This window comes from Amycolatopsis coloradensis (assembly GCF_037997115.1).
GTDB classification, from domain to species: Bacteria; Actinomycetota; Actinomycetes; order Mycobacteriales; family Pseudonocardiaceae; genus Amycolatopsis; species Amycolatopsis coloradensis_A.
Window position 1 is genome coordinate 3,753,463 of sequence record NZ_CP150484.1, and the last position, 25,793, is coordinate 3,779,255.

The following is a 25,793-nucleotide window of genomic DNA, read 5'->3' on the forward strand; positions in this document are numbered from 1 at the left end:
TTGCCGCTGAGGAGACCCTCGCGCCGGTACCGCTCGTTGCCAGCGCGCCGCCGGCTCCGGCGGAGCGGTCCGGCTACTCGCGTTCGACGATGACCGCGCCGGCGGTCGCCCCGGCGCCCGTGCCGATCAAGAGCGCACACTCACCTGCTCCCAGTAGGTCATCCGCCAGGATGTCAGCCAGGTTCGCCGGCAGGTCCCCAGCCCCGAGGTGCCCGGTCTCCGCCCCGAACGCGCGGTAGCGATCACGCAGCGCCCGCGGCAGGGCACGCCGGACGGTCTGGTCTGTCACCTGCGCACCCAGCCGGTTCGACGAGACGAGTGCGATGCGGTCGCGGGCCGTGTCCTCGTCCCCCAGACCGGCGTCGGCCAGTGCGATGCGGACGGCCTCCTGGATCACCTCGCGGGACCCCTTCAGGTTCGACGCGAACCCGAGCGCGTCCTCCTGGGGGCCGGAGACCGGCTCGGGCAGGGGGCGAAACGGGTGGAAGGCCGGGAAGGTCTCCTCGAGCAGCGGCCGGCCCGCCGAGCCGATGGAACGGATGACCAGCGGGCCTTCGTCGCGTCCCAGGAGAACGGCGGTCGCGCCGTCCCCGAAGACGGTGGCAGGAGCCGTTTGCCACCGGTCGTACGGGAGCGCGCTGAAGTTGCCCGCGGTGGTGCACAACGCGTATCGGACGCTGTCATCCGCCTGCATCAAGGTGGTGGCCCAGCCGATTCCCGCGGCTCCACCGTTCGACATCTGAGCCAGCCCGATCGCGACTGCCCGGGATGCGCCGAGCACCCTGGCGAGCCGGTGCGCGGGCGACCAGGGTTCTTCCTCTCCCGGGGTCATGCCCGCGTAGGCGACGAAGTCGATCTCCACGGGATCCACCCCGTGTTCGCCGAGGCACTGCCGAGCTGCCTGCAACCCCATCCACCAGGCGGGCACCGCGGCGCCGACCGGCACTTCGGAGCACGCCGCCCCGGCAGCCTGTTCGGCGGTGATCGCTCCCGCCGCGACGGCACTCGTTGCCGGGTAACGCGCGTCGGGCAACCACGTCGTCGCGGCCGCGATCCGGATGGCGCGCTCGACTTTCATGCCGGCCGCTCATCGGGTCGAAGGCGGATCGGCACGGAGAACAGGCTGCGGTCACCCAGGTTCGCCGTCCAGCGCAGCTTCTCGAGCGGGACGGCGAGGGACAGCTGCGGGAACCGCGCGAACAACGCCGGGAGCGCTGTGTTCGCCGTGGCCAGCGCCAACGGGGCACCCGCGCAGAAGTGCGGGCCGTGCCCGAAGCCGATGTGACCGGTGTTGCCGGGGCGAGGAACGACGAGCCGGTCCGCGTCCGGGTACGCCTGAGGATCCCGGTTGGCGGCGGCGACCACCACGAGAACGGTGGCGTCGCGCGGGATCGTGACTCCACCCACCTCCACGTCTTCGGCGGCGAACCGCCAGGTCGCGCAGGGCGTCGGCGGGTACCGGCGCAAGACCTCGGAGAGCACTGCCGAGCACGACGCCGGACCGGCCATGATCGCTTCGAGCAGGTCTTCCCTGGTGGACGCCAGAGCAGCGGTGTGAGCCAGCAGTGTCGTGGAGGTCGTGGTTCCGGCGAACACGGTCAAGGCGACCATCGACATCACCTCGGCCAGGCTGAGCCTGCCGTTGGGGTGGTAGTCGCGGAAAGCCAGCTTCAGCAGCGTGTCGGTGCCGGGGAACCGCTCGTGGTCGTCGATCGCTTCCAGGATGAGTTGTTGCTGTGCGTCCGCAGCTTCCCGGGCCTCCGCGCTCCGCGGATCCGCGCCCGCGATGACCGTTCGGACGGCGGTGAGCAACCGATCGAGGAGGGCCTTCTCGATTCCGATGACCTCGCTCATCACCGACGTCATGACCGGCCCGGCGAACATGGTCACCAGGTCGGGCGCTGCCGAGGCGTCCAGGGTGTCGAGGCTGGTCCCGACGATCTCGGCGATCCGCTGGCGGCGTTGCTCGACAGCTTTCGGGGCCAGGCACTTGGTGAGCAGTTCCCGCAGACGGCGATGGTCGGCTCCGTCGGTGTTCAGCACGTGCCGGCCCAGCACCGCGTAGCTGTCCTCGGGGTGCCGGCCCCCGTCGAACAGGAGTGCGGGATCGGACAGCGTCGCCGGATCCTTTTTCAGCCGACTGTCCAGCAGGACCGCTTTCGCCTCGGCGTAGCGAGTCACGACCCAGACCCGGAGTCCGGACGACAGCACGACCTGCTTAACCGCATCTCCTTCAGACAGCGCATCCAGCATCAGGTCGTTGTCGGCCTGGTTCGTACTCGGTGCGAAGACGCGGGACACCCGGTTCACACCTCACGGCCGGCGAAGAGCCGCTCGCGCACTTCACCACGACGCCATTTCCCACTGCTGGTCCGCGGCAGCCAACCCCGCGCGACGGTCCGGACGTCGACGTCGGCCAGTCCGACCTCGTCGGCGATCCGGGCACGGATGCCGGTGATCAGGGCCGCCGGGTCGTCGGCCTGCGTCTCCACCACGACGACCATGCGCTCACGGGCCACGTCCGCCACGACGACGACGTGACGTTGGTAAACACCGTCGACGTCGCGGATCGCCATCTCCACGTCGTGGGCGTGGAAGTTCCGGCCGGCCACCACGATCATGTCACTTCGCCGCCCGGAGACGTAGAGCTCACCGCCGAGCACGAATCCAGTGTCCTGCGTGCGGAACCAGCCGTCCCGGATCGCGGCGTCGGTGGAGACGCGGTCGTCGAGGTAGCCGCGCAGCATGTTCGTCCCCCGAGCTTCGATCTCGCCGAAGTGCCCTTCGTCCAACACCCGGCCTGCGCCGTCACTGATCCGGAACTCGACGCCGGGGAAGGCAGGCCCCTGCGACACGACGGGCACCGCACCGGGCGCCGGGCCGTCGTGGATCACCACCCTGCCGCCGTCCAGCAGTGACGCCCGGTCGACGTGGACGATCTTCGCGAGGTGGCCGGCGGGCTGCAGCGAGATTCCCACGCAGAACTCCGCCGCACCGTAGCCTGGCGTCATGACGGTCGGCCGGGCGCCGAGCGGGCCGAGCAGCTCGTCGAACCGGCGCAGCGTCGCGGAGGCGACGGGTTCACCGGCGTTGATCGCGGCCTTCCAGCTGGTGAGGTCGATGCCGTCGAGCCGCCCGGCCGCGGCCGCGTCGAGGATGCGGTCGTAGGCGAAGTTCGGGCCGGTGAAGAACGCGATGCGGTGGTCGGCGAAGTACCGGATGGTCTCCGCGGTACGCCGGACGAATGTCACGGGGCTGAACATGTGCAGGTCGCTGGCGGTCACCAGGTGGGTCAGCAGCGTGACGAGCCCGAAGTCGTGGAACAGCGGCACCCACACCATCGCGGCGTCCCCGTCCTCCACACCGCCCCGCTCGGCTGTGCCCAGCACGCTGGCCACCAGGGCACCGTGTTCGATCATCGCCCCCTTCGGCGAGGAGGTGCTCCCGGAGCTGTACTGCACCACGGCCAGGTCTTGCGGCTTCGGCATCACGGCCTGCGGGACTTCGGGCAGCGGTTCGCAGCCGGCGATGCGAACCACCGCGACGTCCGGGTACCGCTCCTGGATGGCGGCACCGAACTCGTCGAACGGCGGTCCTACCAGGATGCACCGGAGGTCCGCGCTGCGGACCAGTGCGTCCAGTCGCTCCAGAGCGGACTCCAGTCCCCCTGCGAACGACGGCACGGGAATCGGCACCGCCGCGACGTTCGCGGCGAACACCCCGAAGAGTGCGCAGACGAACTCCGGCGATGTCGCGGCGAGAATTCCCACACGGTGGCCGGGCCGGTCATCCAGACCCGCGCGGCGCAGTTCCGCGGCGACCCCGTACGCCCGTGCCGGGATCTCCCGGTGGGCCAGCGAGGTGTTCAGCTCCGGAAAAACCAGCTCCCCGGCCGTTCGCTGCGCGAGGACCGGCAGCAGGTCCGCCATGGTGCGGAGCTCTCGGGTTTCCGCGAGCCAGCGGAGTCCCGGCCTTCCGGCCCGTGAACCGGAACGGCGGGCCGCATCGACTTCCAGCCCCATTGGACTCCCTCCACCTCGTCCTGATGTGCCGCCACGACAACGCGAACGCCGGATGACCGTACGAAGGACGCACGATGTCGACCACCTTCTGTTCCACGGCGCGGAACGACCACGAAATCCGGACCCGGATCACACGGCGGTCGCGAACCGGTCAGTGCGCCTCGGAAGAGCGAATCCGGCCTTCGACCAGGTTCGCCAGATCGGCGACGGTCCGTACCCGGACCAAGTCGTCGGGATCCAGTTCGAGGGAGAGTTCCTCCTCGACAGCGGAGACCGCGGTGAGCAGTCGCAGCGAGCTGGCGTTCTCGAGGTGGGTGAGCTGTGCGTCGAGGGCGATCTCGGCGGCGGGCACGCCGAGCGCGGCCGACAGGTGACTGACTATCACTCGTGCAAGATCGTCGGATGACGTCATTCGGATATCCTCTCGGCTGCACCGGCCACGCCAGGAAAAGGCGGCATCCCCCGAACGACGCTATCAGCCAGGCTCAGCTGCGCGGATTCTGTTCTTCTTGTGCCGCAAGCTTCTGAAGAACGAGGAAGAAGTGGTCGGGAAGCGTGGCAAAGTCCATTTAGGACTTCTCGATGCATTGGTGCGATTCCCGGCAGCCCGCTCCGCCGACGACTCTTTTGACACGCGGCCTTCATGTGGTCGTGTCCGTCAGTGCGCGTCTGATGCCGACGGCCGTGCGGATAGCAGCCACCTCGCCAGCCCAGAGAGCCGACAGGTCGCGGGTCGCGCCTACTCCCGTATCGGTCAGCACGGACAGTGACGCCAGGTGATCATGCACGGCAAGGATCGTGAAGCAGCCGTGGCCCGGCGGCAGCCAGGGCAGGGCGAACACGTTCTGGACAGCGCTTCCGAGCACAGAGGCCGGCGACGACGGCCGGAAGATCGAGGCGGTGAGTGCGACGGCTCGGCGATCGCCGAGCCGACGCATCGCGGCCCCGCTCCATCGGGACGGCACGTCGTCGATGAGCGCTCGGGCGGCGCTCCGCGCGCCGGCCATACGGCGTCGCGACAGTCGCCGGGCGACGATTCGCAGCCGCTCGGCCGGGTCGGCGGTCCCGGTCGGCAGCACCGCGCGATGCAGACCGATGTGGACACCGAGACGGTCGCGCTCCCCACTTGTCCTGGTGTCGACGGGCACGCACACGGGAATGTCACGGACGAGCGTTCCGGCGGCCGACCACTCGCGAACGGCTCCGGAAAGCGCGGCCAAGTGCACCTGGCCGACAGTGGTGCCCGTGGCCTCGGCGATCGCACGGAGGTCGGCGAGTGCGACGCTCGCGTGGTCGAGGCGGCGCTCGCCGGTCAGGGCGCCCATCACAGGCAGGTCGGGTGCGGGGCGAAGCGTGCCGAGGATGTTCGGCAGGGCGCGGACGGCTGCCGGCGCGCGGGGAAGCCTGGCGGCCACCGGCGCGGGTTCCTGGTCGTCGAAGAGCACTCGCAGCGCGTGCAGCAACGCGGTGCCGTCGAACACGGCGTGATGCACGACGAAGGCCAGCCCCCAGGAGTCGCCGTTCCCGGGCTGCAGCAACCACGCGCGCCACAGCGGATGGTCGTGGCCGGGTGCGGTTCCCATCAGCCGCCGCACGGGAACGGGTTCGACCGGAACGCCGGGCGCCAGATGGACGTGGTGGGCGATGTCGAAGTGCGGATCGTGCTCCCAGTCCGACTCGCCGGTCAGCCGGCTGGTGAGTGCGGGCAGCCGGTCAAGCCGCTCACCGATATGGGCACGGAGGTCGTCCAGGGTGGGAACGCGACCCGTGCAGCGGAGCAGCACGCCGAAGTAGACGTCGGTAGGGTCGGGACCGAATCGTTCCATGGCCAGGAAGGTGTGCGTGAGCAGGTCGGTCCTGGGACCGGCGGCGATCGAATCTCTCATCGGGTGACGTCCTTCTTACGGGCCAAGGTCGGCCCATCGGCGATGGTGAGCAGCACGGACTCGACCCGCTCGTCAGCGGGGACGTGAGCGAGTCCGTTGGTGGAGGGCTGGTCGTCGACGATCGCACGCACCCCCCCAGAGTCAGACGAAAAGTCGTCTAAGAAAACCCGGTCTGAGAGAAAGCCAGTTTTTCCACCCTGTCGTGAAGCTGCGGGATGAAGTGTTCGAACTCCGGCTTCATCAATACGCTGCGGATGATGCGCGCCTCGGAGGCGTCTGCGACAATGCCGGAATGTCGGCCGATGAGCGCCTCCGAGGACACCTTCAAAGTGCTCAAGAACACGGGATCTGTATCTTTCGTGCCGTTCTCCAGCATTCTCGCTGAAGTCTGATCTATGAGCTTCATGCTCGCGGGCCGGACAACCGGGAAGTAGGTGACGATATCCAGTTCGGGTTCCTGGTACAGCTCCAGGAACTCCGACGAGGCTATCCTGTCGGACCAATCCAGAGCCGCTCGCCTGCCTGCGGCGAGTACCTGGCCCAGGCCCGAGGAGGTCGGTGGCAAGACCTGGAAGGTGAGCCAAAGGGCTGCCGCCGCCGCACCGGAACGCGAGCACTCCAAGCTCGTTTCGCCGGGGTTGAACTCCGTGGAGGCGCAATAGGTGTAAGGAGAGTCGTGGGCATAGAAACGGTCGACGTCCGGGTCGTTGAAGAGCACCGCGCCGCAACCGTAGGGTTGTAGACCGTGTTTGTGAGGATCGACGACCACGGAATCACACTGGGAAATCGCCAGCCACGGTTCCGGTGGCAGTGCCGCAGCGTTGTCCAAACCCTTGAGCAGCGTGAAGAAGCCACCGTAGGCGGCATCGACATGGATGCGGATGTCATAGCGTTCCCGCAACGTGAGGACTTCGTGGATCGGGTCGACCGCGCCCAGCCCGGTTGTACCGGCCGTCAAGACGACTGTGCCGATCTGTTGCGTCCGCAACAGCTTCTCAAGGGCCTCGACGTCCATTCGGCCGCGTCGATCTGCCGGCACTGTGTGACTTTCCAGGCCCAGGACGCGACACATCCGGCTATGTGTGAAGTGGGCTTCTTCGCTGAAGGCGACGCCGCGGCCCGGTCGGAGCTCTCGCGCGACATAAAGAGCTTCGAGGTTCGCGATCGTGCCACTGGTGGTCAGGTGGCCGAGCGAGGCGTCGAAGCCGAACATGGCGGATAGTTGAGCGACGACCTCCTTCTCCATCTCGACGGTCGCCGGGCCGCCGTCGAACGCATGGTTGTTCGGGTTGATCAACATCGTCGCCAAATAGCCGACCGTCGCGGCGAAGTGTGGTGGTCGAACCATGTGTCCGGCATAAGATGGATGAAAGAAGGGGTAATTTTTCCCGAGTCTCTTTGTGAAGTCCTGAAAGGCTGCACTGAATGCGTCATCTTCGACTTCCATCGATGAATGCGGTGAAAACGGAGCAAAAGAGTCTTGCCACTTCGCGTTTTCTTCGACTGCTCGGGTTATCCACTTCGACAGATCCACGGCTCTCCTCGGTCGCCCGCTGGTCATCCTGGTCATGGGTCACGTCTCGCGATGATTTTCAATGCGATTGTTTTCTCATCTCAGGAACAAGACCCTGGTGCGGGCACTGCTCGCCGATCGGCCAGAAAAGTCGAGCTTCCGTTCGCTTCCGCAGATACTCGACACCCTCGGTTCCGCCGGTTCCGCCGCTGCTTCCGATCATGGATTTGGCGATGGAGTAATGAGTGCGCTTCCATTTCTGGTGACTCGTTTCCAGTCGCTCCAGTGCGTCCGTCATCATCTTGCGTTCCACGTCGCTCCATCGGGCCTGTCGGCGGCAGTACCACGAGGCCAGCGAGTCGGGGTCGGATAAAGCGCGTTGCCGCACTCTTGGCACGGAAAGAAAGGCGGGGGAGTCGATGCGGGCTTTTCTCGGTAACGCGCAGAAAATCTCCACCAACTTGTACGCTTCCGACTGGATGGCGCTCGATCCGTCGGTTTGCAGGCGAAAGGACCGGAAGTTCGCGGGTGGCATGGTTGCCAGCAGGCTGAACAGTCCTGACGCTCGATCCAAGGTGGTCGCAGCCGACTCGATACGACCGGTGACGTCGGAAACTTCTCCCGACCCTGTGGCCATGACTGCTTCTTCCAGTAGCATCGCCATCATGGTGAAAATAGTCTCGTAGCACTGCAGAACTCGAATGAACAGGTACTCGTCATGCTGATCCGAGACCGGGATAACGCTGAAGTGAAGAATGCTTTCGACCGGCCCGGTCATGGAATCAAAGACGTCATTCGAGGGATTCGTGGATTCTCGTAGATCGCCTGCCTTGCGAATCCTCTTGAGTGCTACCTGACGGCTGGGACGACCGTGTGGAAGCAAATCGCCGCCGCCATTCTCCAGTGTCATCCGCTCGAATTCCGCCAGGTCGTGCAAAAGATGGGATACCAGATCTCGCCCGGTCTGGATGCGGCCTTGCGTTGGCAGCAGGGGTTTCAGTACGTCCATCGCCAGATAGCTCCCGTAGGAGTATCGGTCTTCCGCCTTGTCCAGGACGCAATTATAGAAGTCGGCTATCTCCGGCCTGATCGCGATGTCGGCGCGGGCGGCTCTGGCCTGGTCCAGGTCCTGATCGGCAAGCCGATCCTTACCCTTTTTCAGTATCTGCAAGCGAATCGAGTTGGCCAGGCTCAGCGCCGCGGCGCCCTGTCGGCCGCTGACGATCGAGGTCGTCCCGCGCTCACTCACTCTGCCGATGGCGCTCATGAGAATCCTTCTCGTACCTTCGTCTTGATCATTGCGGAGTATGGTGAACAGTGCTTTGGCGGCAGTCAGATATCATGCCGAAGATTCGGCGGAACCACTGCGCCCATTCTTGTCAGTGCATAAGCTTGATACGGCCCGGAGTAGACGTTGATCGCATGGTTCAACCCGGCATGAGCGTCACGCCAGAAACGCTGCATCGGCCGATCTGAACGCAAGGCGTTCCCGCCGGAATGGCTGTAGAGGCGGTCGAGTGCCTCGACAGCGCGTCGGCTGCCGCGAACCTGATCGCAGCGCGCTGCCGCACGGATCTCGAACGGGACTTCTTTTCCGGAATCGACGATATCCCACATTCGGTGCACGTTGGCCATCATCTGAGCTCGCGCGGATTCGACCTCGGAGCAGCATTCGCTCAGTTGCGCCAGTAGGAATTTGTCTTCACGGACCAGCCGGCCCGCCTCGTCGACCCGATCGCGCTGATAGTCGAAGGATGCCGCCAGTGCGCCACGGCACATGCCGATGATGGACGCGGTGATCGCGTTGGGGAAGATGGCGGACCAAGGCATGCGGAAAAGGTTCTCGCTTCGCCCTGCTTCTCGGGCCGCGACGCCGCTGACGACCTTCTGCTCCGCTATCACGCGCTCGATGGGTACGAACGCGCCGGTGACCGTGACATCCTTGCTGCCGCTGCCACGCAGTCCGACTGCATTCCACGACCCGTCGATGATCGTGTAATCGCTACGCGGCAACAGCATGTGCAGAGTGCCATCGGCGCCGACGCGATTACCCTCGGCATCGACCACGGTCGCACCCAGCCATGCCCATTCGCAGTGGTCCGTGCCCGACGAGAATGCCCACCTGCCGCTCAGCAGGTAGCCTCCCTCGACCCTTCGGGCCTTACCGAACGGGGAGAAGGGGGAAGCTATCCAAGTGTCCGGATCCGCTGCCCACACGTCGTGCTGAACAGACTCCGGCATCAATGCCATCTGCCAAGGGTGTGAACCCAGGACGCCCGCGACCCAGCCTGTGGCGCTACAGGACTCGGCGGCCAGTATGACCGCATCGAAGAAGTCCCATGGATCGGTTTCGAGGCCGCCGTGCAGGCGGGGTTGCAGCATTCTCACCAAGCCGGTTTTCCTCAAGATGTCCGCAGTGTTACCGGGAAGGGAACCCAGCTCTTCTGCTTCAGCTGCTTGAGTGCAAAGCTGCAGGCGCAAACCTTCGAGGTTCTCAAGAACATCGTTCGCCATGTCGAGTGGTCCTTTCATTGCCTTGTCTGCTCGTTTATTGAATGGCGATGGCGGGGCGACGGGTGCGGAAATCCGCCCTGTCGTCAAGGAGTCTGCAATTGTTCTTGTTTTGTTTTCGATTTAAGTCGGGAATTTAGCAGGTGCGCGGTAGCGGCGGCCGACAGTGCGCATAGCACGGGGAGAAAGAATGTCGGCCGGGCGCCCATTTCGTCAGCGACCTTGCCGACGGTGGCGGTTCCCGCGCCGAAGCCGAGCGAGAGGCTGGACCACACCCAGTTCATTCCCTCGGTCTGGATCGCCGCCGGAACAAGCTCGTCGAGCAGATGAAAAGCGTTGATGACGGTCGGTGCCATGCTGAGACCGTTGACCGCAGACCAAGCCATGAGGGCGGGCAGGCTGTTCGCCGTGAAGTAGAGGAGAGGGAGCAAGCCGAACGCCGAGGCGCTCAAGGCGAGCCGGAGAGACGTTGGCCCACTTCGTGTCCGAGAGCCGTACAGGATGGCCGAGACGCCACTGCCCACCGCGAAACATGCGAGTACGAGGCCGGAGCCACCTGGTGTGCCCAGGTCGTCACAGCGTGCGACGAGCAGCACTTCCGCCGCGCCGCAGGCGGCCCCTACCGCGGTCAGCAGGACCAGTAGGAATGGCATGCCCGGGTATCGTGCGGCGAGGCGTCGATGCCCCCGAGCGACCGGGGGTTGCCTGGGTGGCTCGGTATGACGCTGGAACAGCAGCCAAGTCGCACCGGCGACGGTGAGGAGAAGTGCCGTAGCGACGGCCAGGTACGGTGAAACCTGGACCGCGAGGATCGCTGTCGCGAGGGGGCCGATGGCGAAGACGACCTCGTCCAAAACGGTTTCGACCGAGTAAGCGGCCGATCTCTCAGGGGTTTCGTCCGGCCACATTGTCGCCCATCGCGCTCGCGTCATCGGGCCGGTGTTGACGACCGAAGCACCAAGAAGAAACGCCAGTGGCAGGATGATCGGCAGAGATGATCCGAGTGCGACTGACCCGAGTAGCATCGCGGCGAGTGCGGCATGTGCGAAAATGGACAAGAGCAGGGTTTTGCGTTGTCCGAAACGGTCTGCGATCATCCCGGCGGCGGGACTGCTGAGTGCGTTTCCGATCGTCCAGCAGCCGCTCACCAGCGCAGCTTTTCCATACTCGCCGGTTGGCAAGGCCAACAGAAGAAGCAAGCCCAGCGGGTAGATCCCGACAAAAAAGCGAGATAATACGCCCGCGATGCAGAAAGACGCTGCCCCGCGCCTGGCGAAGGCGCTGCGGTAACCGGCAAACACAGCAGACCTCCAAGATTGGTCGTATGTGCCGCCGGAGAAGGGGGGGGCGACAGTCCGCCGCGGTGACGGTTTCAATGGGCTTGACGGACGTCGATCGTGCTCGATCACGTCGCGATAGCGGGAGAGCGGTATTGGCACCTTGTGGACTTGAGGCCGCCGCGGTGTCAGATGCTACCTTCGCAAAGTGCGGTGAAAGCGAGCTTTGTTTCGCCAGGTGGAACAGTTTGGCGCCGAGGTGGTCGGCAACGTTGTCACCGGTGTTCGATCGGGAAGCTTGCCCAGGCGTACGGGCAGATCATCTTGGTTCGAGGGTGATGGCTGGAGTAGTACCGGCCGATCTCACGGAACTCGGGCGCGGGGCCACCGTGTTTCCGGCGGTTGTCGCGTAGCCGGGTCCAGGACCACATCGCGCGCGCCGGGATATCCGCTGCATCCTGCGTGGATGAGACGGTGGCCAAATTGTGGCGACACCACCGCGGTGATGGCGGTCGTCAGGTCGAGGCGAAAGGGCTGTTGGGAACTATGGCGAACGGGGGCGTGCGACTCCCAGGCGCTGGCCACGCTTCCTCGAACAATTCACACGGATGCGACGTTGGGCTCATTGTGCCCGATGTGGGCGTTTTGCGCAGAAAACGTGAGTGTTAAGGGCGTCCTAGCGAGAGGAGGGGGAGGTAGGGCGACCGGCAACGCCCGGATCGTCTTGGGTGGTCGACCACGGCCCGGCTGTGGGCCGACAGGTGACACCGTCTTCGCTACCCGAGGCGCTGAGATCCGGTGCGAGCCGGGTCGGCGACAGATGGCGGCTTGCGCGGTGTCGTGGGTGTGGTGTTCGGAGGCAATGCTGTCGGCCGGCTCTGTCTCATGCCTCGACGGCGGGCTATCGGGCTTCAGCCGCTTCTGGACGCCGTCGGATGCGAAGGGCGAGCACGATGTTGAGCAGAGCAGCCGCGGTCATGAGTACGCAGGTGTAAAGAACTATGTCCCGGGAAGAAACCCGCATGGCGGCGAGCGCGCCGGCGTAGGCGGGGCCGATGACGCCGCCGACGCGGCCGAGCGCGACGGCCCATCCGACGCCGGTGGTACGAAGTGGACCGGGGTAGGTCGACATGGCGACGGCCATGGAGCCGTTCGCGGTGGCGATCAAACACATTCCGATACCGCACAGGGCGATCAGCAGTCCGGTGTGAGTCAACGGCGCCCGCGCGGCCACGAACAAGATCAGCGCACCGAGCATCGTGGTCGAGACGACCACATTGATCGCCCGGAACCGGGTCGTCAACAGGACCAGAACCGAGCCACCGAGCATGCCGCCGAAACCGAAGGCGGCGATCCCCATCGGGGCCTCGGTCGGGCTCAGCCCGTAGTCGGCCACGAGTACGGGCGCCCAGGTGGTGATGACCCCGATGGTGGCCACCACCAGGAGGAAGACCGCCCAAAGCAGCAGTGTCGCCGAACGACGGTCTCGAGTGAAAAGGAGCCGGAACGCCGCCTGAGCCGGCTCGGACGGCGGTCGTCGATCGTCGGCAGGCTCGCGCATGCCCCACCACAGGACAGGCAGCAACAGCACGGGGAGCAGGGTGCCGGCCCAGAGGACGGAGCGCCAGCCATAGGACCCGATGAGCGGGCCGGCCAAGATCCCGCCGATGGTCGGTCCAACGGCCAAGCCGAGGCTGACAAGGACCGTGATCAACTCCCTCCGGTGGGGAGGACCGTTGTCGGCGGCCAACGAGGTCGCAGGGGGCACGATGACCCCGAGACCCACACCGGTGAGCAGTCGTGCCACGGACAACGGCGGCATGGTCGTGACGACAGCCGTCCAAGCCGAACCGATGGCGAAGAGTGTCGTACCCGAGAGGATCACACGACGGCGCCCGAAGCGGGCACTGGCCCACCCTGAACCCGAGTAGCCGACGGCCGTTCCGATGCCCGTGAGGACCAGCGGAAGCGTGAAGGCGGACGCGTCGACACCCCACTCGACCTCGAGGGTGGGGATCACCAGACCCAAGGTGACGCCGTCGAAACCGTCGAGGACGATGAGCAGGAAACCGAGTATCGCCACTCGCCATCGGACGACTTCGCCGCCACGAGGCGCCGTGCCGCGCACGTCTTGCCTGGATGCCGCGCTATCCAAGGCGGCAACCCGGTGCATGCAGGCGGGTGCCCCGCGACGTCTCCGGGACGTTCCTCTCAAGCAAGGCTTTGACCTCGAGAAACAGGATGACGGGATCGGCGGTGCCCACTCGCCCCAATGACAACCTCACCACGATCCGCTCCTCTCCGAGTCTCTGTCCGGATTAGACCAGACAAGCCCAGGCGACGCTGCCCGAAACTCTGCTCCGGGTCGGAGAGAGTGCGTGCCCCGACAGCGCCGGTCCGCCCCGAAGCCAGGCCGTCGTATATCCGAAGGAACCGGCTGGGGTCATCGGCCCGCTCCGGTCTCGGGAACGGGCGACCCCATCCCGGGATGTCAACCATGATCGGCTTCCCCGAGGCGGGCCAAGGCAGGTTCGTTAGCCGAAAGACTCGGCCGAAGTTGGCCGTGGTTCCGGGAATCCGGGCGGCGGTTGATACTGCTCGTCAGTGGACAAGAGAATGCCGTTGGCCGACCCGTTGGATTTCCCATGAGCGCTTCTTTGGCAAGTAAGTCGGCGGAGTACGGCTTCGACGGCGGCACGGGGCGTACTGCCGTGGACAAGGCGATGGTCGTTCTGGCGGCATTGATCACGAGCGAAGTCACGCTCAGTCTTACCCAGCTCAGTCAGCGCACCTGCCTGGCGAAAGCGACTGTGCACAGGATTCTCGCGGCGCTGCAGTCCCACGGTATGATCATCAGGACGGGGGACAAGTACTCGGCCGGCGTTATGGTGCAGCCGCGCCGCAATAGCGAGGACGGTATTTTCACGTCGCTCCAGCAGCACTCCACGCCTTATCTTGTAGAGCTCCACCAAATGACCGGGCACACCGCGAGCGTCAGCGTATTGATTGGCGAGTCGGTGCAGCACGTCAATCAGATATTCGGGCACCGGACCCCAAGGTTGCCGAGTATGGCCTCGGCTGGGAAATGCCTTCCCGCGACTGCGATAGACCAGGTGCTTCACGCTTATCAGGTCGGGCACGGCACCAGGCGTCTCTCCGCCGCGGCTAACGATGAATTATCGGAGATTCGCCGTATCGGCCTCGCGCATGTGGACGACGCCGCACGAAAGGTCACGAGCGTCGCGGTTCCGCTCACGGGGGTGCAGCATCCTGCCGCGCTGGCGCTGGCCGGTCACTTCGGGCAAGTAGACGTGATTTCAGCGGCCAGGGTGCTCAGGCGGGCGGCCTTCGAGTTCAGCAGGGCACTGATGGTATATCGGGCAGCCATGAACAATCCGGTTCAGCGGTCCGTATCCCATGGTTGATCGACGATTTACCTCTTTGTGGCCGTAAAGCGACACGTCGGAGTCCGGATTGATCACGATGTACGCGGCCGGCACGGCTCGGTTGTCGTCAAGGTATGGCTTCCTCCTCGAGAGATTCGAGGAGCGCGCGGGCCACATCGGCCTCTTCGCCGTCGAGGTCGATGAAAATTTCCAGCGCTCGCAGCGCATGCTCCCTGGCGGTGTCGTACTGAGCAATCCGGCGGCGAAGTTCCGCCAGCCCCAGCAGGGCAAGGGCTTGGTGATAGCGGTCTCCCAGGTTGGCGCACAGTTCCAGTGCTGATTCGTACACGCGGGTCGCCGTCCCCATGTCCGCCATATCCCGGTGCGCGTGTGCGACATTCACCGTCAAGTTGGCCTCAAGCAGCCCCGCGGCGCAGGCGCGCGCGGCCTCCAAGCCGAGTTCGCCATAGTGCAGTGCCTGTTCGGGCTGGCCGGATTCGACGTACAACTCGCAGAGTGCGTCTATGCTGCCTGCCTTCTGGTAATGCGGCGAATCGGGCTTCGCCAGCTGGACTGCCTCGCGGGCGTAAGCAATACCCTCTTCGTACCTTTTCATTTCGCGCAGCGTGGACGCCAGATTCGCCAACATGCTCGACTTCAGATGATCGTTTTCGATCCGGCGGGCCAAGGCGAGACCTCGTTCGAGGTACTCGACCGCGACCTCGTTCCGGCCTAGTCGCGAGTACGCGATACCCAGGAACATCAGAATGCGTGCTTGGGGGCCCGGATCGGCAAGCTGCTCAGTGGAGGACAGCGCGATGGTGAGGATCTGGATCCATTCCGAAATCAGCCCCGAGGAATAGAAGCTGTTATAGGTGCACCAGGTCAATTGCCAGGCGATCTCGTGTTCGCCGAGTTCCGCCGCATGTTCGATCAAGGCCGTTACGTTCTTGGTTTCCTCTTCGTACCAGCCCCACATCGCCTCGCGTGTATCGAAATCCGGCAGCGGATGCGTGGTTTCCGGAACGCCACTGTGCGGCAACGGGTAGTCTTTGATCAGGCGTCGAAGCGTCGCCCGCATGCTGGACAGGTACCAGATCATCAGCGCCCGGATCGCTTCGCGAAGCTTCTCCGGCGACTCTTCACTGTGCGCCATTTCGCCGGCATAGACCTTGATGAGGTCGTGGAAGGTGTATCGGCCGGATTCGGGTTCGAGCAGATGCTGTTCGCTCAAGACGCGGAGGAGTTCTCCGGTCTTGGCGACCGGCCGGTCGATGAGCGCGGCCGCGGCCGAGGCGCCGATCTTCGGGGCGCGGACCAGGCCCAGCAGGCGGAACGTCCTCGCCAGTTCCTGGTCGAGCGCGTTGTAGGACCAGGAGATGACACTGCGCACCGAGGTCATCTCGTCGTCGTCGACATGAAGGTTGTCCAATCGGTCCTGTGCGGCATGCAGGCTCTCGACGAGTTCACGCAGGCTCGTATCCGGACTTCCCGAAATCCTCTCGGCGGCGACCCGCAGGGCCAGCGGAAGGTAGCCGCACAGCCGGACGAGTTCGGCCGCCGCGGCCTCCTCATCGTCGACCCGTCGCCGGCCGACCGTGTTGCGCAGCAGGTCCAGCGCTTCGGGTTCGGTCAGCAGTCCCAAGGTGAGCCTGCGCGCTCCGTCCCTGGCCACCAGGCCGCTGAGCCGGTTGCGGCTGGTGATCAGTACCAGGCTGTTCGACGTGCCGGGGAGCAGATCGCGCACCTGCTCGGTCGATGCCGCGTTGTCCAGAAGGATGAGCACTCGTTTATCGGCGAGCAGAGTCCGGTACATCGAGGCGAGCGCGTCCGGTTCTGATCGCTGTCGTGCGCTGCCCAGAGCCCAGAGCAACTGGCCGAGGGCATCGGTGGTACTGAGCGGCACGCGGTTCGGGTCGAAACCGCGAAGATCCAGGTACAGTTGGCCGTCCGGGTAATTCGGGGCGACCGACCTGGCGAACCGCACCGCGAGCGTGGTCTTGCCGATTCCGCCCGCGCCGTCGATCGCCGAGATGACTAGTGCCTTGTCACTCGACCGCTCCGTGACGCACCACCTCGACAGCTGTTCGAGTTCGCTTGTCCGGCCGACGAAGTCCGGTGCCTCGTGCGGTAGCTGGGCCGGCTTCCGGGAGCGTGGCGGTGCGACCGCTTTGGTCGGCGAATCCAGTTCGGGATCGGAGCGCAACATACGCAGGTGCAGGTCGGTCAACGCGGCTTCGGGATCGAGCCCGAGCTCGTCGGCCAGCAACCGGCGTACCGCTTCGAACTCCGCCAACGCGTCCGCACGCCGCCCGCTTCGGTACAGCGCCAGCATGAGCTGCGCCCGGAAGCCTTCCCGGAAGGGCTCCGCTTCCACAGCTTCGCCGAGGTCCGAGATGAGCTCTCGATGCCTGCCTGCCGCGAGCATCAGTTCCGCCCGCTCCTCGACAAGTCGGTAACGGAGTTCTGTCAGGCGCACACGCTCCGAGTCCGCGAAGGGGCCTGGTAGTCCGGACAAGGGAATGCCCCGCCACAACGCGAGGCATTCACCGATCAGATCGGCCGCGGCCGAACCCTTGCCTGCTCGCGCCAAGCCGCGTGCGTCACTGAGCTGTGATTCGACCACCGTCAAATCGAGCTGACGGGGACCGAGGGCGAGTTGATAGCCTGCTCCAGTGCGTGTGAGCACGGCATCGCCCGCTACGGACAGTGCGCGGCGGAGGCCGTGGATGTAGGTGTGCACACTGCCTTCGACGGACGCCGGTGGCGCATCACCCCAGACGCCATCGATGAGTTCCGAGCGCGTGACCGTCTGGTTGGCACGTATCGCGAGAATAGCGAGGACGGCACGCTGCCGAGGAGCACCGAGAGTGACCTCGTTCACGCCCACACGGGCCCGCACCTCGCCCAGCAACTCTACCCACATGGTCTGTTCAACTCCGCCACCGCGCTCCAACCTCCAGCCGGGACCAGGATCGCGTACTCGGCGTAACCCGGCTGAACCAGCCTGGTCGGATCTGCCCTTTTGCACTCGGAGCTCTGGACATTTGCTCGCCGGTACGGCTGATCAGGTGAGCTGCGCCACGTCATGGCGGGGTTGTCGCACGACACTTCGGCGTTCACCCCAGGGCAAGCCGGCATTCGGAACTGCCGATGGACGGGCCCTCGACCTGTTGCGGGCCTTGGAACTCTGCTCGCCGCCCAGTCCTGTGAAGAAGGAATGAAGAACTCCGGCGCACGCTTTCCACCTAGGAAAGCCGAGTTGGGACGGTGATCGTGATGACCGGTATCCGAATCGAATTGAACCGGCGAGAGCGAGCGATACTGCGTGCTGTCGCGGCCGGGCGTGCCGTGCTCGTCTGGAGTTGCGAACCCGACCTCACCGTCGACGGCTGCTGGTGTGATCACTCTGCGGTGCACAACCTCCTCGAGGCCGGGCTCATCGCAGGGGTGCGGCAGGTCGGATTCGGGCAACCCACGCCCGCGGTGATCACGGATGCGGGGGCGGTCGTCCTTGACGAAGCCACGGAATTCGTCGCCTGAGCGGAATCCTTGCCAGGATTACACTTCATCCTTCTCCGGAAGAACCCCTTACTCGCCAAGTTCGTGTCGACGGTGGCATACCGGCGAAATTCGAACAACCTTTCCAACCTGGGGGCCATCGATCGGCTCTGGGATCCCGAAATCGTCCGGACGTCAGGTTCGCAGGGAGATTCCTCTTGTTCGGTAAACGACTCGCGTCCGTTCTCGCCGCGACCGCCGGAGCGCTTTCGCTCGTGGCCTGCGGTTCGTCGTCGCCGGAGTCCGCACGGTCCTGGTCGGCGCCGGTGCGGACGGAAGAAGTGGGCAGCGGCCTGGTCGTGCTTCCCGGCACGGCCAAGTCGAACAACGCGCAGCCGAAAACGGGGGACTGGGCCACCGGATCGGACGGGACTCCGAACACCGCCGAGCAGACCACCGCCCGGGCGTGGGTCCAGTTCAAGGCGTCCGAGGCAGGCGGGCCGGATCCGATCCTCGTGAACGGCGCGGGTCTGACGCTTTACCGCTTCGACAAGGACACGGCCAACCCGTCGAAGTCCGCGTGCGGCGGTGAGTGCGCGAGGATCTGGCCTCCGGTTCTGGTGGCTGGAGGAAGCAAGATCTTCCTCGCCGGCGTGAAGAAGTCCGCGATGGGCACGATCGAGCGGAGCGACGGCTCCCGGCAGGTCACGATCGACGGCTGGCCGGTGTACCGGTTCGTGAAGGACGCCAAACCAGGTGATACGAAGGGGCACGGGGCCGGGGGAACCTGGTTCGGTGTGACCCCGAATGGCCGGACGGCGGCGGGCCGGAACGGCTCGGCCGGTGAGACGACGGCACCGTCCGAGGAGCGGCGGCCCGCCATGAGCGCGGTCCTGTTCGATGGCAAAGACTTCAGCGACAACGAGGCTTCGCAGGGACTGTCCGAGATGGCTGCGAGAATGTGGCCCGGCCCGGTGTGACCTCGTCGATCGCGGCTTCCGGTTCCGTGAAGATCTGGAGCGAGCACGATTGCAAGGGCAGGTCCCTGGTCATCGACGGCGATGTCACCGATCTCGCCGAAGTCGGATTCGACGACGCGGTGGTTTCGATCTTCTTCGGGTGAGCTGAAATGCCGGTCACTCGGCCGTGTTGAGTCGAGACACCGAACCTCCGCATGCGACCATCCGGAGACGGCCGACCGTCACGTTCGAGGACGTCCGGGTCAGGACTGTTTCGGTTGACTCCGCGCCCTCGCGTTGCGCATGGCTTCGATCGCCGGGCCCAGCGCGGCCGAAGAAGACGAGCCGGCGAGACGCAAGAGAGGGGAAGTCCGCTCCGTCGGAGGGCCTGGTGAAGTGGAGACGGGGTAGTTCGAGGCAGGCCGTCGCAGATTCGCGAGCAAGGCCGGGCTGGGTTTCGCGCGAGCCGCGGCTGGAACTGCGGCTGTCGCTCGCGGCGCCTCCCGGACTCCCTCGACCGCGGGGCAGGCACCCAGGGGACCGGCGTGCGGGTCCATGCCACAGTGCGAGGAGCCATTGGCTCCGGTGCGGTGAGGGCGCAAGGACGAGGTCAGTGCACGAACGGCGGCGAGCGTGTCCGGATGCACGATATGGCGTTTCCGCCTGATGGGTACGGGAGGATTCTTCCGCCGTTCTTCGACGGTTGTCACCGTGACTTCGGATTTGATCTGATGGCTCTGGGCGTACTTGGCGGCCGACCGCCGATGCTTTCGTCCCGCGCCGAAAGGCCTGAGGCGCATCAGCCGGTCGAGCTGGGCGTCGAGTTCACCTTCGAGGTCGTGATCGGGACATGTGCCGCGCCAGGCGCATCCGTCGATGGCACAACGGCGTAGGTGTTGAGTTGATCCCCTGGTTTCCGTGGCCATGTCTCATGGTAGGCCGGGAGCGTGGGCCGCGTCTGGTGGTGTGCCTCGACGACCAGTGTTCGTGCCCCTATTTCCTTGCTTCGCGCGTACTTCCCGTCGATTGGCGGGTCCCCCCGGTCGTGCTGGTTCACTTTTGTCCAAGAATGCTGCCCCATAGGGCATGCGTTTCCAGGTAGCGTATTCGCTGCAGGACGTTCGGAAGGGCTCCGCGGCAGGTCATCGTGCGGGCCTGCATCAGCACGGCTTCCGTGAAATGAATAGTCGGTCTCTTCCGAATGCGAAGCGGCGGAGGTCTGCTCCCAGGCACCCCGACCCAAGGAGCAGGCCGCCGTTTCGATGATCGGCGTGAACCGCGGTTCGCCGGGCGTCGGCCGGTGCCGAAAGGGCTTCCCTGTGTTACGGTGCCTTCAAATCCGAGGGTTCGCTCCTTGCCCTAGGGCTTATCGGCACGTTCGCGCTGCCTGCGACGGCTTCGGATCCGTCAGCTCCGCGTGACACCGAAGGGGGAGTACCGGTGAGCTTGGCGAGTATTGGTGCGCACGGCGCGATCGGCCGATGAAATCCATGATCATCCAGCACGGATTGCCCGCTACGATGCGTGCGGTCCGCTTCGATTCCGTTGCGCGGAAACTGGAACTGATGGACGTGCCGTTTCCGGCGCCGCAGCGGGACGAAGTCGTGGTCAAAGTCGCTGTCTGCGGCGTCTGCCGAGCCGATTTGGCCCGTATCGACAGTGCGGTCCAGCCTCGGATGCCGGTCTACACGCCGGGACATGAAGCGGCCGGCGTTGTCGCGGCCGTCGGGGAAGACGTGCGGTCGTGGGCGCCTGGTGACCGGGTTGTCGTCGCGGCCGGCCGGGAGTGTCACGACTGTCCCGAGTGCCGGGAAGGACTCGGATCGGACAGGTGTTCCGATCTTCAGCTGATGGCTGTGCACTACGACGGTGCGTGGGCCGAGTACCTGGTCACCTCCGCGACCGCGTTGGTCGCTGTCCCCGACGCCGTTCCGCTGGAGCACGCTGCTGTTCTGTGCGGGGCGGTGTCCACTCCGTACGGTGCCATCGACACGGCAGGGCTGCGACCCGCCGAAGCCGTCGGCGTTTGGAGTTCGGGCGGGCACGGCGCCCATCTGGTCCAGGTGGCCCGGATCTGTGGGGCTTCGCCGATCATCGCCCTTGACGGCAGTCCGGAGGTCCGTGAGCGGGCACTCGAATGGGGTGCGGACGTCGCTCTCGACCCGGCGAACAAACGCGTTGCCTCTTATATAGGGGAAATCACGAGGGGCCGGGGTCTGGACGTGGCGTTCGATTTCGTCGGGCGCGAGTCGACGTTCGAGCAAGCGAATGCCGTTCTCGGTGAGCGGGGCCGTCTGGTTCTGGTGAAAGCAGCTTCGGACGGCCCGCCGGTCGAAAATTTTCCTTCCGGCGCCGAGGAAGGCCGAACCATCGTCGGCCACACCGGGTACCGAGTTCGTCATCTGCGGGATCTGGTGGAACTCGCCGAGCGTGGGCGGCTGGACGTCTCGGCGTCGATAAGTTCGATCCTTCCCCTGGCGCGCGTTGCGGAAGGGCTCTCCAAGGTGCGTGAGAGTGAGGGCGATCCACTCCTGCTGCTGCTCCGGCCCTGAAGTGAGGCGCGCTGAACGGGAAACGCCGTGCCGACCCGCCCCGACCCCGAGGAACCATGATCACAGTTCACCCGGACCGATCGACCAAGAGACCTGGCGGCCCTTCTTCATCGCGCTGACCCGCCGGAGTCGTTCCAGGTCGTTGAGCAGTTCGGATGCGCGCGTTTGGTGGATCCGCATCGCGCCGGCCACTTCGATCGTCCGCAACGGAGGCAGGCGGTTTCGTTCGGCCTGCCGGAGCAGCCAGATCACCTGCCCGATCGAGTTCCACAGAGGGTCTTTGTCGAAAGCTTCCCGCTCTTCGGGGGCCATGTGCTGCCGGCACGAGGGCGCATACTGGCGCAGGGGCGCTGAATAGCTGACTATGCCCTTGCAGGAATCCCCAGAACGTGATTTGCGTTTGCAGCGTGGTCTGGCGGCTTTCGAATCGCTCATGAACAGGCCTGTCGGATGATTCGTCGTGAGAACGGATTTCGATGTTGTCGGAGAGATGGGTATATTCCAATCTTCCGGGCGGCTCCGTTCTTGTCGAGGCAGAAGACCTGTGACTTATGGCCCTTGACTCGTCGCGCTTGTGGTTCGCGGTGGACAACCTGCCGCTATGTCGGTCGCCTAAACTTCTGCCCTTTCGTACCCGGCCTCCCGGAAACCGCTTTGCCTGGGTCGCTGACAAATGCAGTGTGTGGTGCGTACTCGTTCGTTCCTGGTCCATGGGAGTGTCTTGCGTCAACAGAGAGAAACGACGGCGAGAACGATTTCGGGTATGATAGCCGCGCACATTCGCCGTCGCATCGATGACGGCGAGCTGAAGCCAGGTGATCGGGTGCCGTCGATCCGTAAGATCGAGGTCGAGTGGCAGGTGGCGCATGCCACCGCCACCAAGGCCCTGTCCATTCTCCGTGCGGAGGGGTTGGTCGAAGGCATCGCCGGTTCGGGCACCGTTGTCGCGGGTGGGCCCGGAGACAGGGCCGCACGAGGCAATCCCCGTGAAAGAATCGTTCGCGCCGCGATCGAGATCGCGGATGCCGAAGGGTTGGACGCGGTGTCCATGCGAGCTATCGCGGACCGATTGCACGGCGCGGCGATGTCGATCTACCACCACGTGAAGGGTAGATCCGATCTGGTCGTCCTGATGGCGGAAACCGCATTGGCGGGGGTCGTGCCAGTCGACGACGCTCCACGCGGGAGGTCCCGGCTCGAGTCGGCGGCACAGTCGCTCTGGAGGGCCTATCGGCGGCATCCGTGGTTGGCGCGGCTAGGTCTCGACGCGTTGCGATCGGTGTCTCCGATGGTCGAATACAAGGAGTACGTCAAGCGTGAGCTGATCGGCCGGGGGGCGGATCCTGTGGCGGTCTTCCGCTACCACCTTCTGCTGCACGGGCTCGTCCGAGGGCTGGTGGCGAACCTCTTCGGCGAAGAATCCGCATCCGGTGCGTCGTGGTGGTTCGACGGTGAGGAGAAGGACTTGGGGAACGAGGCTGACGAGATATTCGCCCTGGGGCTCCGTGGCCTGCTCGACGGGTTGGCTTCCGGCCGAGTGAACAAGGCGAAGGGCCGCGAAACGCGGTGAGTTCCGGCTACTGCTAGGCGGTTCTGCGTCAGAAGTTCGCGTCGTAAGTTCTTCTGGTCTCGGGGCGGCTGAAGGGGCCTTTCACCGCATGCGACGCGGGTAGAGCGTCCTTCATCCGGTGAGATGGGTGGAGGTGACATGAATGTCCACAAGGGACGTTCGGCAGCCGAATGTGCGGTTGATGTCCATATGTCCGTTGTGCTGAGGGGGTCGTGAGTGAAATGAGGGTTAGAACGACCTTTGCCACTCACGACCCCCAGGCAAAACCAGGCAAGGTGCTCACATCGGGTGCCGTTGTCTCGAGGGTCGTCCCGAAGGACAGTCAAGGGCCCGCCTGCATCTCACGGCCCGGCCCAGGCGCAAACGGCTGGCTACCGATACGGACTTACGGCGCGAACTTCTGACTCGCCGACACTAGGTGGTTCCATTGAACAGCTTGAAGTGCGCAAACCGGGCATCTTGATCAGGTCTGTTGTGCCGCGATGCGCGACCCCACACGTTCGCCTTGTCTCAGTAAGCCCCGCGAGCAGTCACTCACCGGGTACGAACGGGCACTCTTCGTGACTCCCCACCCTTCGGGGGGAGGCTGGCCTGGGCGTTGAGAGATCGTGAAGTCCGGTTCCACATCCTCATGGCTCACTGGGTACCGAGCTCGGGAGGACACATGACGGAACCGGTACGTGTCGCGGTGCAGGCGACCGACACGATCATGCAAGTGGGTCTGACCAGTTTCCTGCGAAGCCGTCCCGAGCTGGCGGTCGTCGACCGAAGCGGACTGACCGAACGGGACGTCCTGGTCGTCCACGCGGACCGGATGACCCAGCACATGGCCACCGATCTTCGGGGCGACGCCGTCACGGCGCAGGTCCCCAAGGTGCTCGTCGCGGGTGAGCTGCGGGAGAACGACATCCTGGCCGCGGTCGAATGCCGGGTGGTGGCGGTGCTCGCCCGGGCACAGACCTCCGGCGATCGCTTGGTCGAGACGATCCTCTCCGTCGTGCCCGGTCGCGGTTTCCTGCCCGCGGACCTTCTTGGACGGCTGCTCGACGGTGCTCGTCGGCTCCAGTGTGAGGCAGTCGCCTCACACGGTCTGGACTCCTCCGGTCTGACGCCGCGTGAAGTCGACGTCCTGCGATTGATGGCCGAAGGTCACGACACCGTCGAGATCGCGGACAAGCTCTGCTACTCGGAGCGAACCGTGAAGAACGTGATCTACGGGCTGACCAACCGCCTGAACCTGCGGAACCGTCCACACGCGGTCGCCTACGCGATGCGCGCCGGGGTGATCTGAAGCTCTTTACGGGTGGCGTCATGGTCGACGTCCTGACAGGAAGGATCGGAATGGCTTCCGGTTTGCGCAAGAGTCTGCTCGTGATCGCCGCCCTGACAGGCCTGGTGGGCGCCGGGTGCGCTCCCGCCGAGGAACAGGGGATCGAGCTGAGCATCGCCACCTTCGGCGAGTTCGGTTACGGCTCCCTCCTCAAAGAGTACGAGGCGGCGCACCCCGGGATTCGGATCCAGAACCGGGTCGCGGACTTCGAAGCCCATCACAAGGCCATCGCCACACAGTTGGCCGCGGGCCGTGGCGCGGCCGACGTGGTCGCGATCGAAGAGCAGTACATGCCGCAGTTCCGGCAATCCGCGGACAAGTTCGTCGATCTGAACGGCTTCGGGGCGGGCGGTCTGCGTGCCCAATGGCCACAGTGGAAGTGGGAACAGGGACTCGCGGACAGCGGCCGCATCGTGATGGGTCTCGGCACGGACATGGGCGGCCTCGCCATGTGCTTCCGCAAAGATTACTTCGCCCAGGCGGGACTGCCGACCGAGCGCGCCGCGGTGGCCGCGTTGTGGCCGACCTGGGAGGACTACGCCAAGATCGGGGATCTGTTCTCCGGCAAGGTCTCTTCGGCCAAGTTCGCCGACTCTGCGGGCGGCATCTACACCGCCGTCCTGAATCAGTCGCCGGAGAACTTCTTCTCCGCCAAGGACGACTCGTTCATCGCGGACCGGAACCCCGCCCTGCGCCGGGCGTTCACGATCGCCGGGCAGATAGGCGCGAAGGGACAGACCGCGCGGGTGACCCCGTTCACCCAGCCGTGGAATGTCGCCATCAAGCAGGGTTCCTTCGCCACCATCGCGTGCCTGGCGTGGATGCTCACTCAGATCCAGGAAGCGGGAGGCCCGGAAAACGCGGGCAAATGGGACGTCGCGGCGGTGCCCGGTGGTGGTGGCAACAACGGTGGCTCGTTCCTGACCGTGCCCACCCAGAGCAAGCATCAACGTGAGGCCTACGACCTCGCGAAATGGCTGACAGAGCCGGCACAGGAGGTGCGGCTGTTCACCGAGTCCAACATTCTGCCCAGCGAACCGGCCGCCTACGGTGCGCCGGAGGTTCTCTCGAAAACCGACCCGTACTTCAGTGGAGCGCCCATCGGCCGGATCTACGCCGCGTCGGCCGACAGCCTGAAGCCCAACTACCGCGGCTTGAAGGACGCCAAAGTGCGTCCGACGTTCGGCACCGCACTGGGCCGGGTGGAATCAGGCAAGCAGACGCTCGACGCGGCTTGGGATCAAGCGGTCACGGAAGCCCGTGCTGCGGCTTCGTGACCGGGGGTT

The 25,793-nt window shown here is 65.2% G+C and carries 21 protein-coding genes; 8 read left to right on the top strand and 13 right to left on the bottom strand.

Going from position 1 to position 25,793, the window contains the following annotated elements; all coding sequences use genetic code 11:
* Positions 1-73: 73 nt before the first annotated feature.
* The 11 genes from LCL61_RS18015 to LCL61_RS18065 form a co-directional block, all read right to left on the bottom strand.
* Complete coding sequence (locus LCL61_RS18015) at positions 74-1,078, bottom strand: 3-oxoacyl-[acyl-carrier-protein] synthase III C-terminal domain-containing protein (protein ID WP_340687891.1); 1,005 nt, start codon at positions 1,076-1,078, stop codon at positions 74-76.
* Complete coding sequence (locus LCL61_RS18020; RefSeq protein ID WP_340687892.1) at positions 1,075-2,301, bottom strand: cytochrome P450; 1,227 nt, start codon at positions 2,299-2,301, stop codon at positions 1,075-1,077. Before LCL61_RS18020 ends, LCL61_RS18015 begins: the two co-directional genes overlap by 4 nt.
* A 5-nt stretch (positions 2,302-2,306) precedes the next feature.
* Positions 2,307-4,022, bottom strand: coding sequence for an AMP-binding protein (locus LCL61_RS18025; RefSeq protein WP_340687893.1), 1,716 nt, complete (start codon positions 4,020-4,022; stop codon positions 2,307-2,309).
* 151 nt (positions 4,023-4,173) lie between these two features.
* Positions 4,174-4,434 (bottom strand): acyl carrier protein, encoded by a 261-nt coding sequence (locus LCL61_RS18030; RefSeq protein WP_340687894.1) that lies wholly within the window; start codon positions 4,432-4,434, stop codon positions 4,174-4,176.
* Positions 4,435-4,663: 229 nt separating this feature from the next.
* Positions 4,664-5,908, bottom strand: coding sequence for a wax ester/triacylglycerol synthase domain-containing protein (locus LCL61_RS18035; RefSeq protein ID WP_340687895.1), 1,245 nt, complete (start codon positions 5,906-5,908; stop codon positions 4,664-4,666).
* Positions 5,905-6,039, bottom strand: a complete 135-nt coding sequence (locus LCL61_RS18040) for a hypothetical protein (RefSeq protein ID WP_340687896.1) — start codon at positions 6,037-6,039, stop codon at positions 5,905-5,907. Before LCL61_RS18040 ends, LCL61_RS18035 begins: the two co-directional genes overlap by 4 nt.
* A 26-nt stretch (positions 6,040-6,065) precedes the next feature.
* Positions 6,066-7,442, bottom strand: a complete 1,377-nt coding sequence (locus LCL61_RS18045; RefSeq protein ID WP_340687897.1) for a pyridoxal phosphate-dependent decarboxylase family protein — start codon at positions 7,440-7,442, stop codon at positions 6,066-6,068.
* 58 nt (positions 7,443-7,500) lie between these two features.
* Complete coding sequence (locus tag LCL61_RS18050) at positions 7,501-8,688, bottom strand: hypothetical protein (RefSeq protein ID WP_340687898.1); 1,188 nt, start codon at positions 8,686-8,688, stop codon at positions 7,501-7,503.
* Between the two features lie 65 nt (positions 8,689-8,753).
* On the bottom strand, positions 8,754-9,935 hold the full coding sequence (locus tag LCL61_RS18055; protein ID WP_340687899.1) for an acyl-CoA dehydrogenase family protein: 1,182 nt from the start codon (positions 9,933-9,935) through the stop codon (positions 8,754-8,756).
* An 83-nt stretch (positions 9,936-10,018) separates the two neighbouring features.
* On the bottom strand, positions 10,019-11,233 hold the full coding sequence (locus LCL61_RS18060; protein WP_340687900.1) for an MFS transporter: 1,215 nt from the start codon (positions 11,231-11,233) through the stop codon (positions 10,019-10,021).
* 877 nt (positions 11,234-12,110) lie between these two features.
* On the bottom strand, positions 12,111-13,292 hold the full coding sequence (locus LCL61_RS18065) for an MFS transporter (protein ID WP_340687901.1): 1,182 nt from the start codon (positions 13,290-13,292) through the stop codon (positions 12,111-12,113).
* A 562-nt stretch (positions 13,293-13,854) separates the two neighbouring features.
* On the opposite strand from LCL61_RS18065, the gene LCL61_RS18070 reads away from it, so the two are divergent.
* Positions 13,855-14,634: a helix-turn-helix domain-containing protein gene (locus LCL61_RS18070; RefSeq protein ID WP_340687902.1), complete on the top strand. Its 780-nt coding sequence runs from the start codon at positions 13,855-13,857 to the stop codon at positions 14,632-14,634.
* 88 nt (positions 14,635-14,722) lie between these two features.
* Here the strand turns inward: LCL61_RS18070 and LCL61_RS18075 are convergent, their stop codons facing one another.
* Positions 14,723-17,485, bottom strand: coding sequence for an AfsR/SARP family transcriptional regulator (locus LCL61_RS18075; protein ID WP_340687903.1), 2,763 nt, complete (start codon positions 17,483-17,485; stop codon positions 14,723-14,725).
* A gap of 389 nt (positions 17,486-17,874) precedes the next feature.
* Here LCL61_RS18075 and LCL61_RS18080 point away from each other — a divergent pair, with 389 nt between their 5' ends.
* From LCL61_RS18080 to LCL61_RS18095, 4 genes are all read left to right on the top strand, one after another.
* The gene (locus LCL61_RS18080; RefSeq protein ID WP_340688617.1) at positions 17,875-18,138 is read left to right on the top strand and encodes a hypothetical protein; all 264 of its coding nucleotides are present in this window, start codon (positions 17,875-17,877) and stop codon (positions 18,136-18,138) included.
* Between the two features lie 176 nt (positions 18,139-18,314).
* Positions 18,315-19,076, top strand: a complete 762-nt coding sequence (locus tag LCL61_RS18085) for a hypothetical protein (protein WP_340687904.1) — start codon at positions 18,315-18,317, stop codon at positions 19,074-19,076.
* The gene (locus LCL61_RS18090) at positions 19,073-19,219 is read left to right on the top strand and encodes a hypothetical protein (protein ID WP_340687905.1); all 147 of its coding nucleotides are present in this window, start codon (positions 19,073-19,075) and stop codon (positions 19,217-19,219) included. Before LCL61_RS18085 ends, LCL61_RS18090 begins: the two co-directional genes overlap by 4 nt.
* 1,401 nt (positions 19,220-20,620) lie before the next feature.
* Positions 20,621-21,607, top strand: a complete 987-nt coding sequence (locus LCL61_RS18095) for an alcohol dehydrogenase catalytic domain-containing protein (protein ID WP_340687906.1) — start codon at positions 20,621-20,623, stop codon at positions 21,605-21,607.
* Positions 21,608-21,667: 60 nt separating this feature from the next.
* Here the strand turns inward: LCL61_RS18095 and LCL61_RS18100 are convergent, their stop codons facing one another.
* Positions 21,668-22,042 (bottom strand): hypothetical protein, encoded by a 375-nt coding sequence (locus LCL61_RS18100; RefSeq protein WP_340687907.1) that lies wholly within the window; start codon positions 22,040-22,042, stop codon positions 21,668-21,670.
* Positions 22,043-22,292: 250 nt separating this feature from the next.
* Here LCL61_RS18100 and LCL61_RS18105 point away from each other — a divergent pair, with 250 nt between their 5' ends.
* From LCL61_RS18105 to LCL61_RS18115, 3 genes are all read left to right on the top strand, one after another.
* Positions 22,293-23,177 (top strand): GntR family transcriptional regulator, encoded by an 885-nt coding sequence (locus tag LCL61_RS18105; RefSeq protein WP_340687908.1) that lies wholly within the window; start codon positions 22,293-22,295, stop codon positions 23,175-23,177.
* 664 nt (positions 23,178-23,841) lie between these two features.
* Positions 23,842-24,468, top strand: a complete 627-nt coding sequence (locus tag LCL61_RS18110; RefSeq protein ID WP_340687909.1) for a response regulator transcription factor — start codon at positions 23,842-23,844, stop codon at positions 24,466-24,468.
* A gap of 50 nt (positions 24,469-24,518) precedes the next feature.
* Positions 24,519-25,784, top strand: coding sequence for an ABC transporter substrate-binding protein (locus LCL61_RS18115; protein WP_340687910.1), 1,266 nt, complete (start codon positions 24,519-24,521; stop codon positions 25,782-25,784).
* The last annotated feature ends 9 nt before the right edge of the window (positions 25,785-25,793 follow it).

What these genes read in the sequence shown, in the direction of transcription:
- LCL61_RS18015 (WP_340687891.1), bottom strand. Translation starts at nt 1,078, where the DNA reads ATGAAAGTCGAGCGCGCCATCCGGATCGCGGCCGCGACGACGTGGTTG.
- LCL61_RS18025 (WP_340687893.1), bottom strand. Translation starts at nt 4,022, where the DNA reads ATGGGGCTGGAAGTCGATGCGGCCCGCCGTTCCGGTTCACGGGCCGGA.
- LCL61_RS18030 (WP_340687894.1), bottom strand. Translation starts at nt 4,434, where the DNA reads ATGACGTCATCCGACGATCTTGCACGAGTGATAGTCAGTCACCTGTCG.
- LCL61_RS18035 (WP_340687895.1), bottom strand. Translation starts at nt 5,908, where the DNA reads ATGAGAGATTCGATCGCCGCCGGTCCCAGGACCGACCTGCTCACGCAC.
- LCL61_RS18050 (WP_340687898.1), bottom strand. Translation starts at nt 8,688, where the DNA reads ATGAGCGCCATCGGCAGAGTGAGTGAGCGCGGGACGACCTCGATCGTC.
- LCL61_RS18055 (WP_340687899.1), bottom strand. Translation starts at nt 9,935, where the DNA reads ATGGCGAACGATGTTCTTGAGAACCTCGAAGGTTTGCGCCTGCAGCTT.
- LCL61_RS18070 (WP_340687902.1), top strand. Translation starts at nt 13,855, where the DNA reads ATGAGCGCTTCTTTGGCAAGTAAGTCGGCGGAGTACGGCTTCGACGGC.
- LCL61_RS18080 (WP_340688617.1), top strand. Translation starts at nt 17,875, where the DNA reads ATGACCGGTATCCGAATCGAATTGAACCGGCGAGAGCGAGCGATACTG.
- LCL61_RS18095 (WP_340687906.1), top strand. Translation starts at nt 20,621, where the DNA reads ATGGACGTGCCGTTTCCGGCGCCGCAGCGGGACGAAGTCGTGGTCAAA.
- LCL61_RS18100 (WP_340687907.1), bottom strand. Translation starts at nt 22,042, where the DNA reads ATGAGCGATTCGAAAGCCGCCAGACCACGCTGCAAACGCAAATCACGT.
- LCL61_RS18110 (WP_340687909.1), top strand. Translation starts at nt 23,842, where the DNA reads ATGACGGAACCGGTACGTGTCGCGGTGCAGGCGACCGACACGATCATG.
- LCL61_RS18115 (WP_340687910.1), top strand. Translation starts at nt 24,519, where the DNA reads ATGGCTTCCGGTTTGCGCAAGAGTCTGCTCGTGATCGCCGCCCTGACA.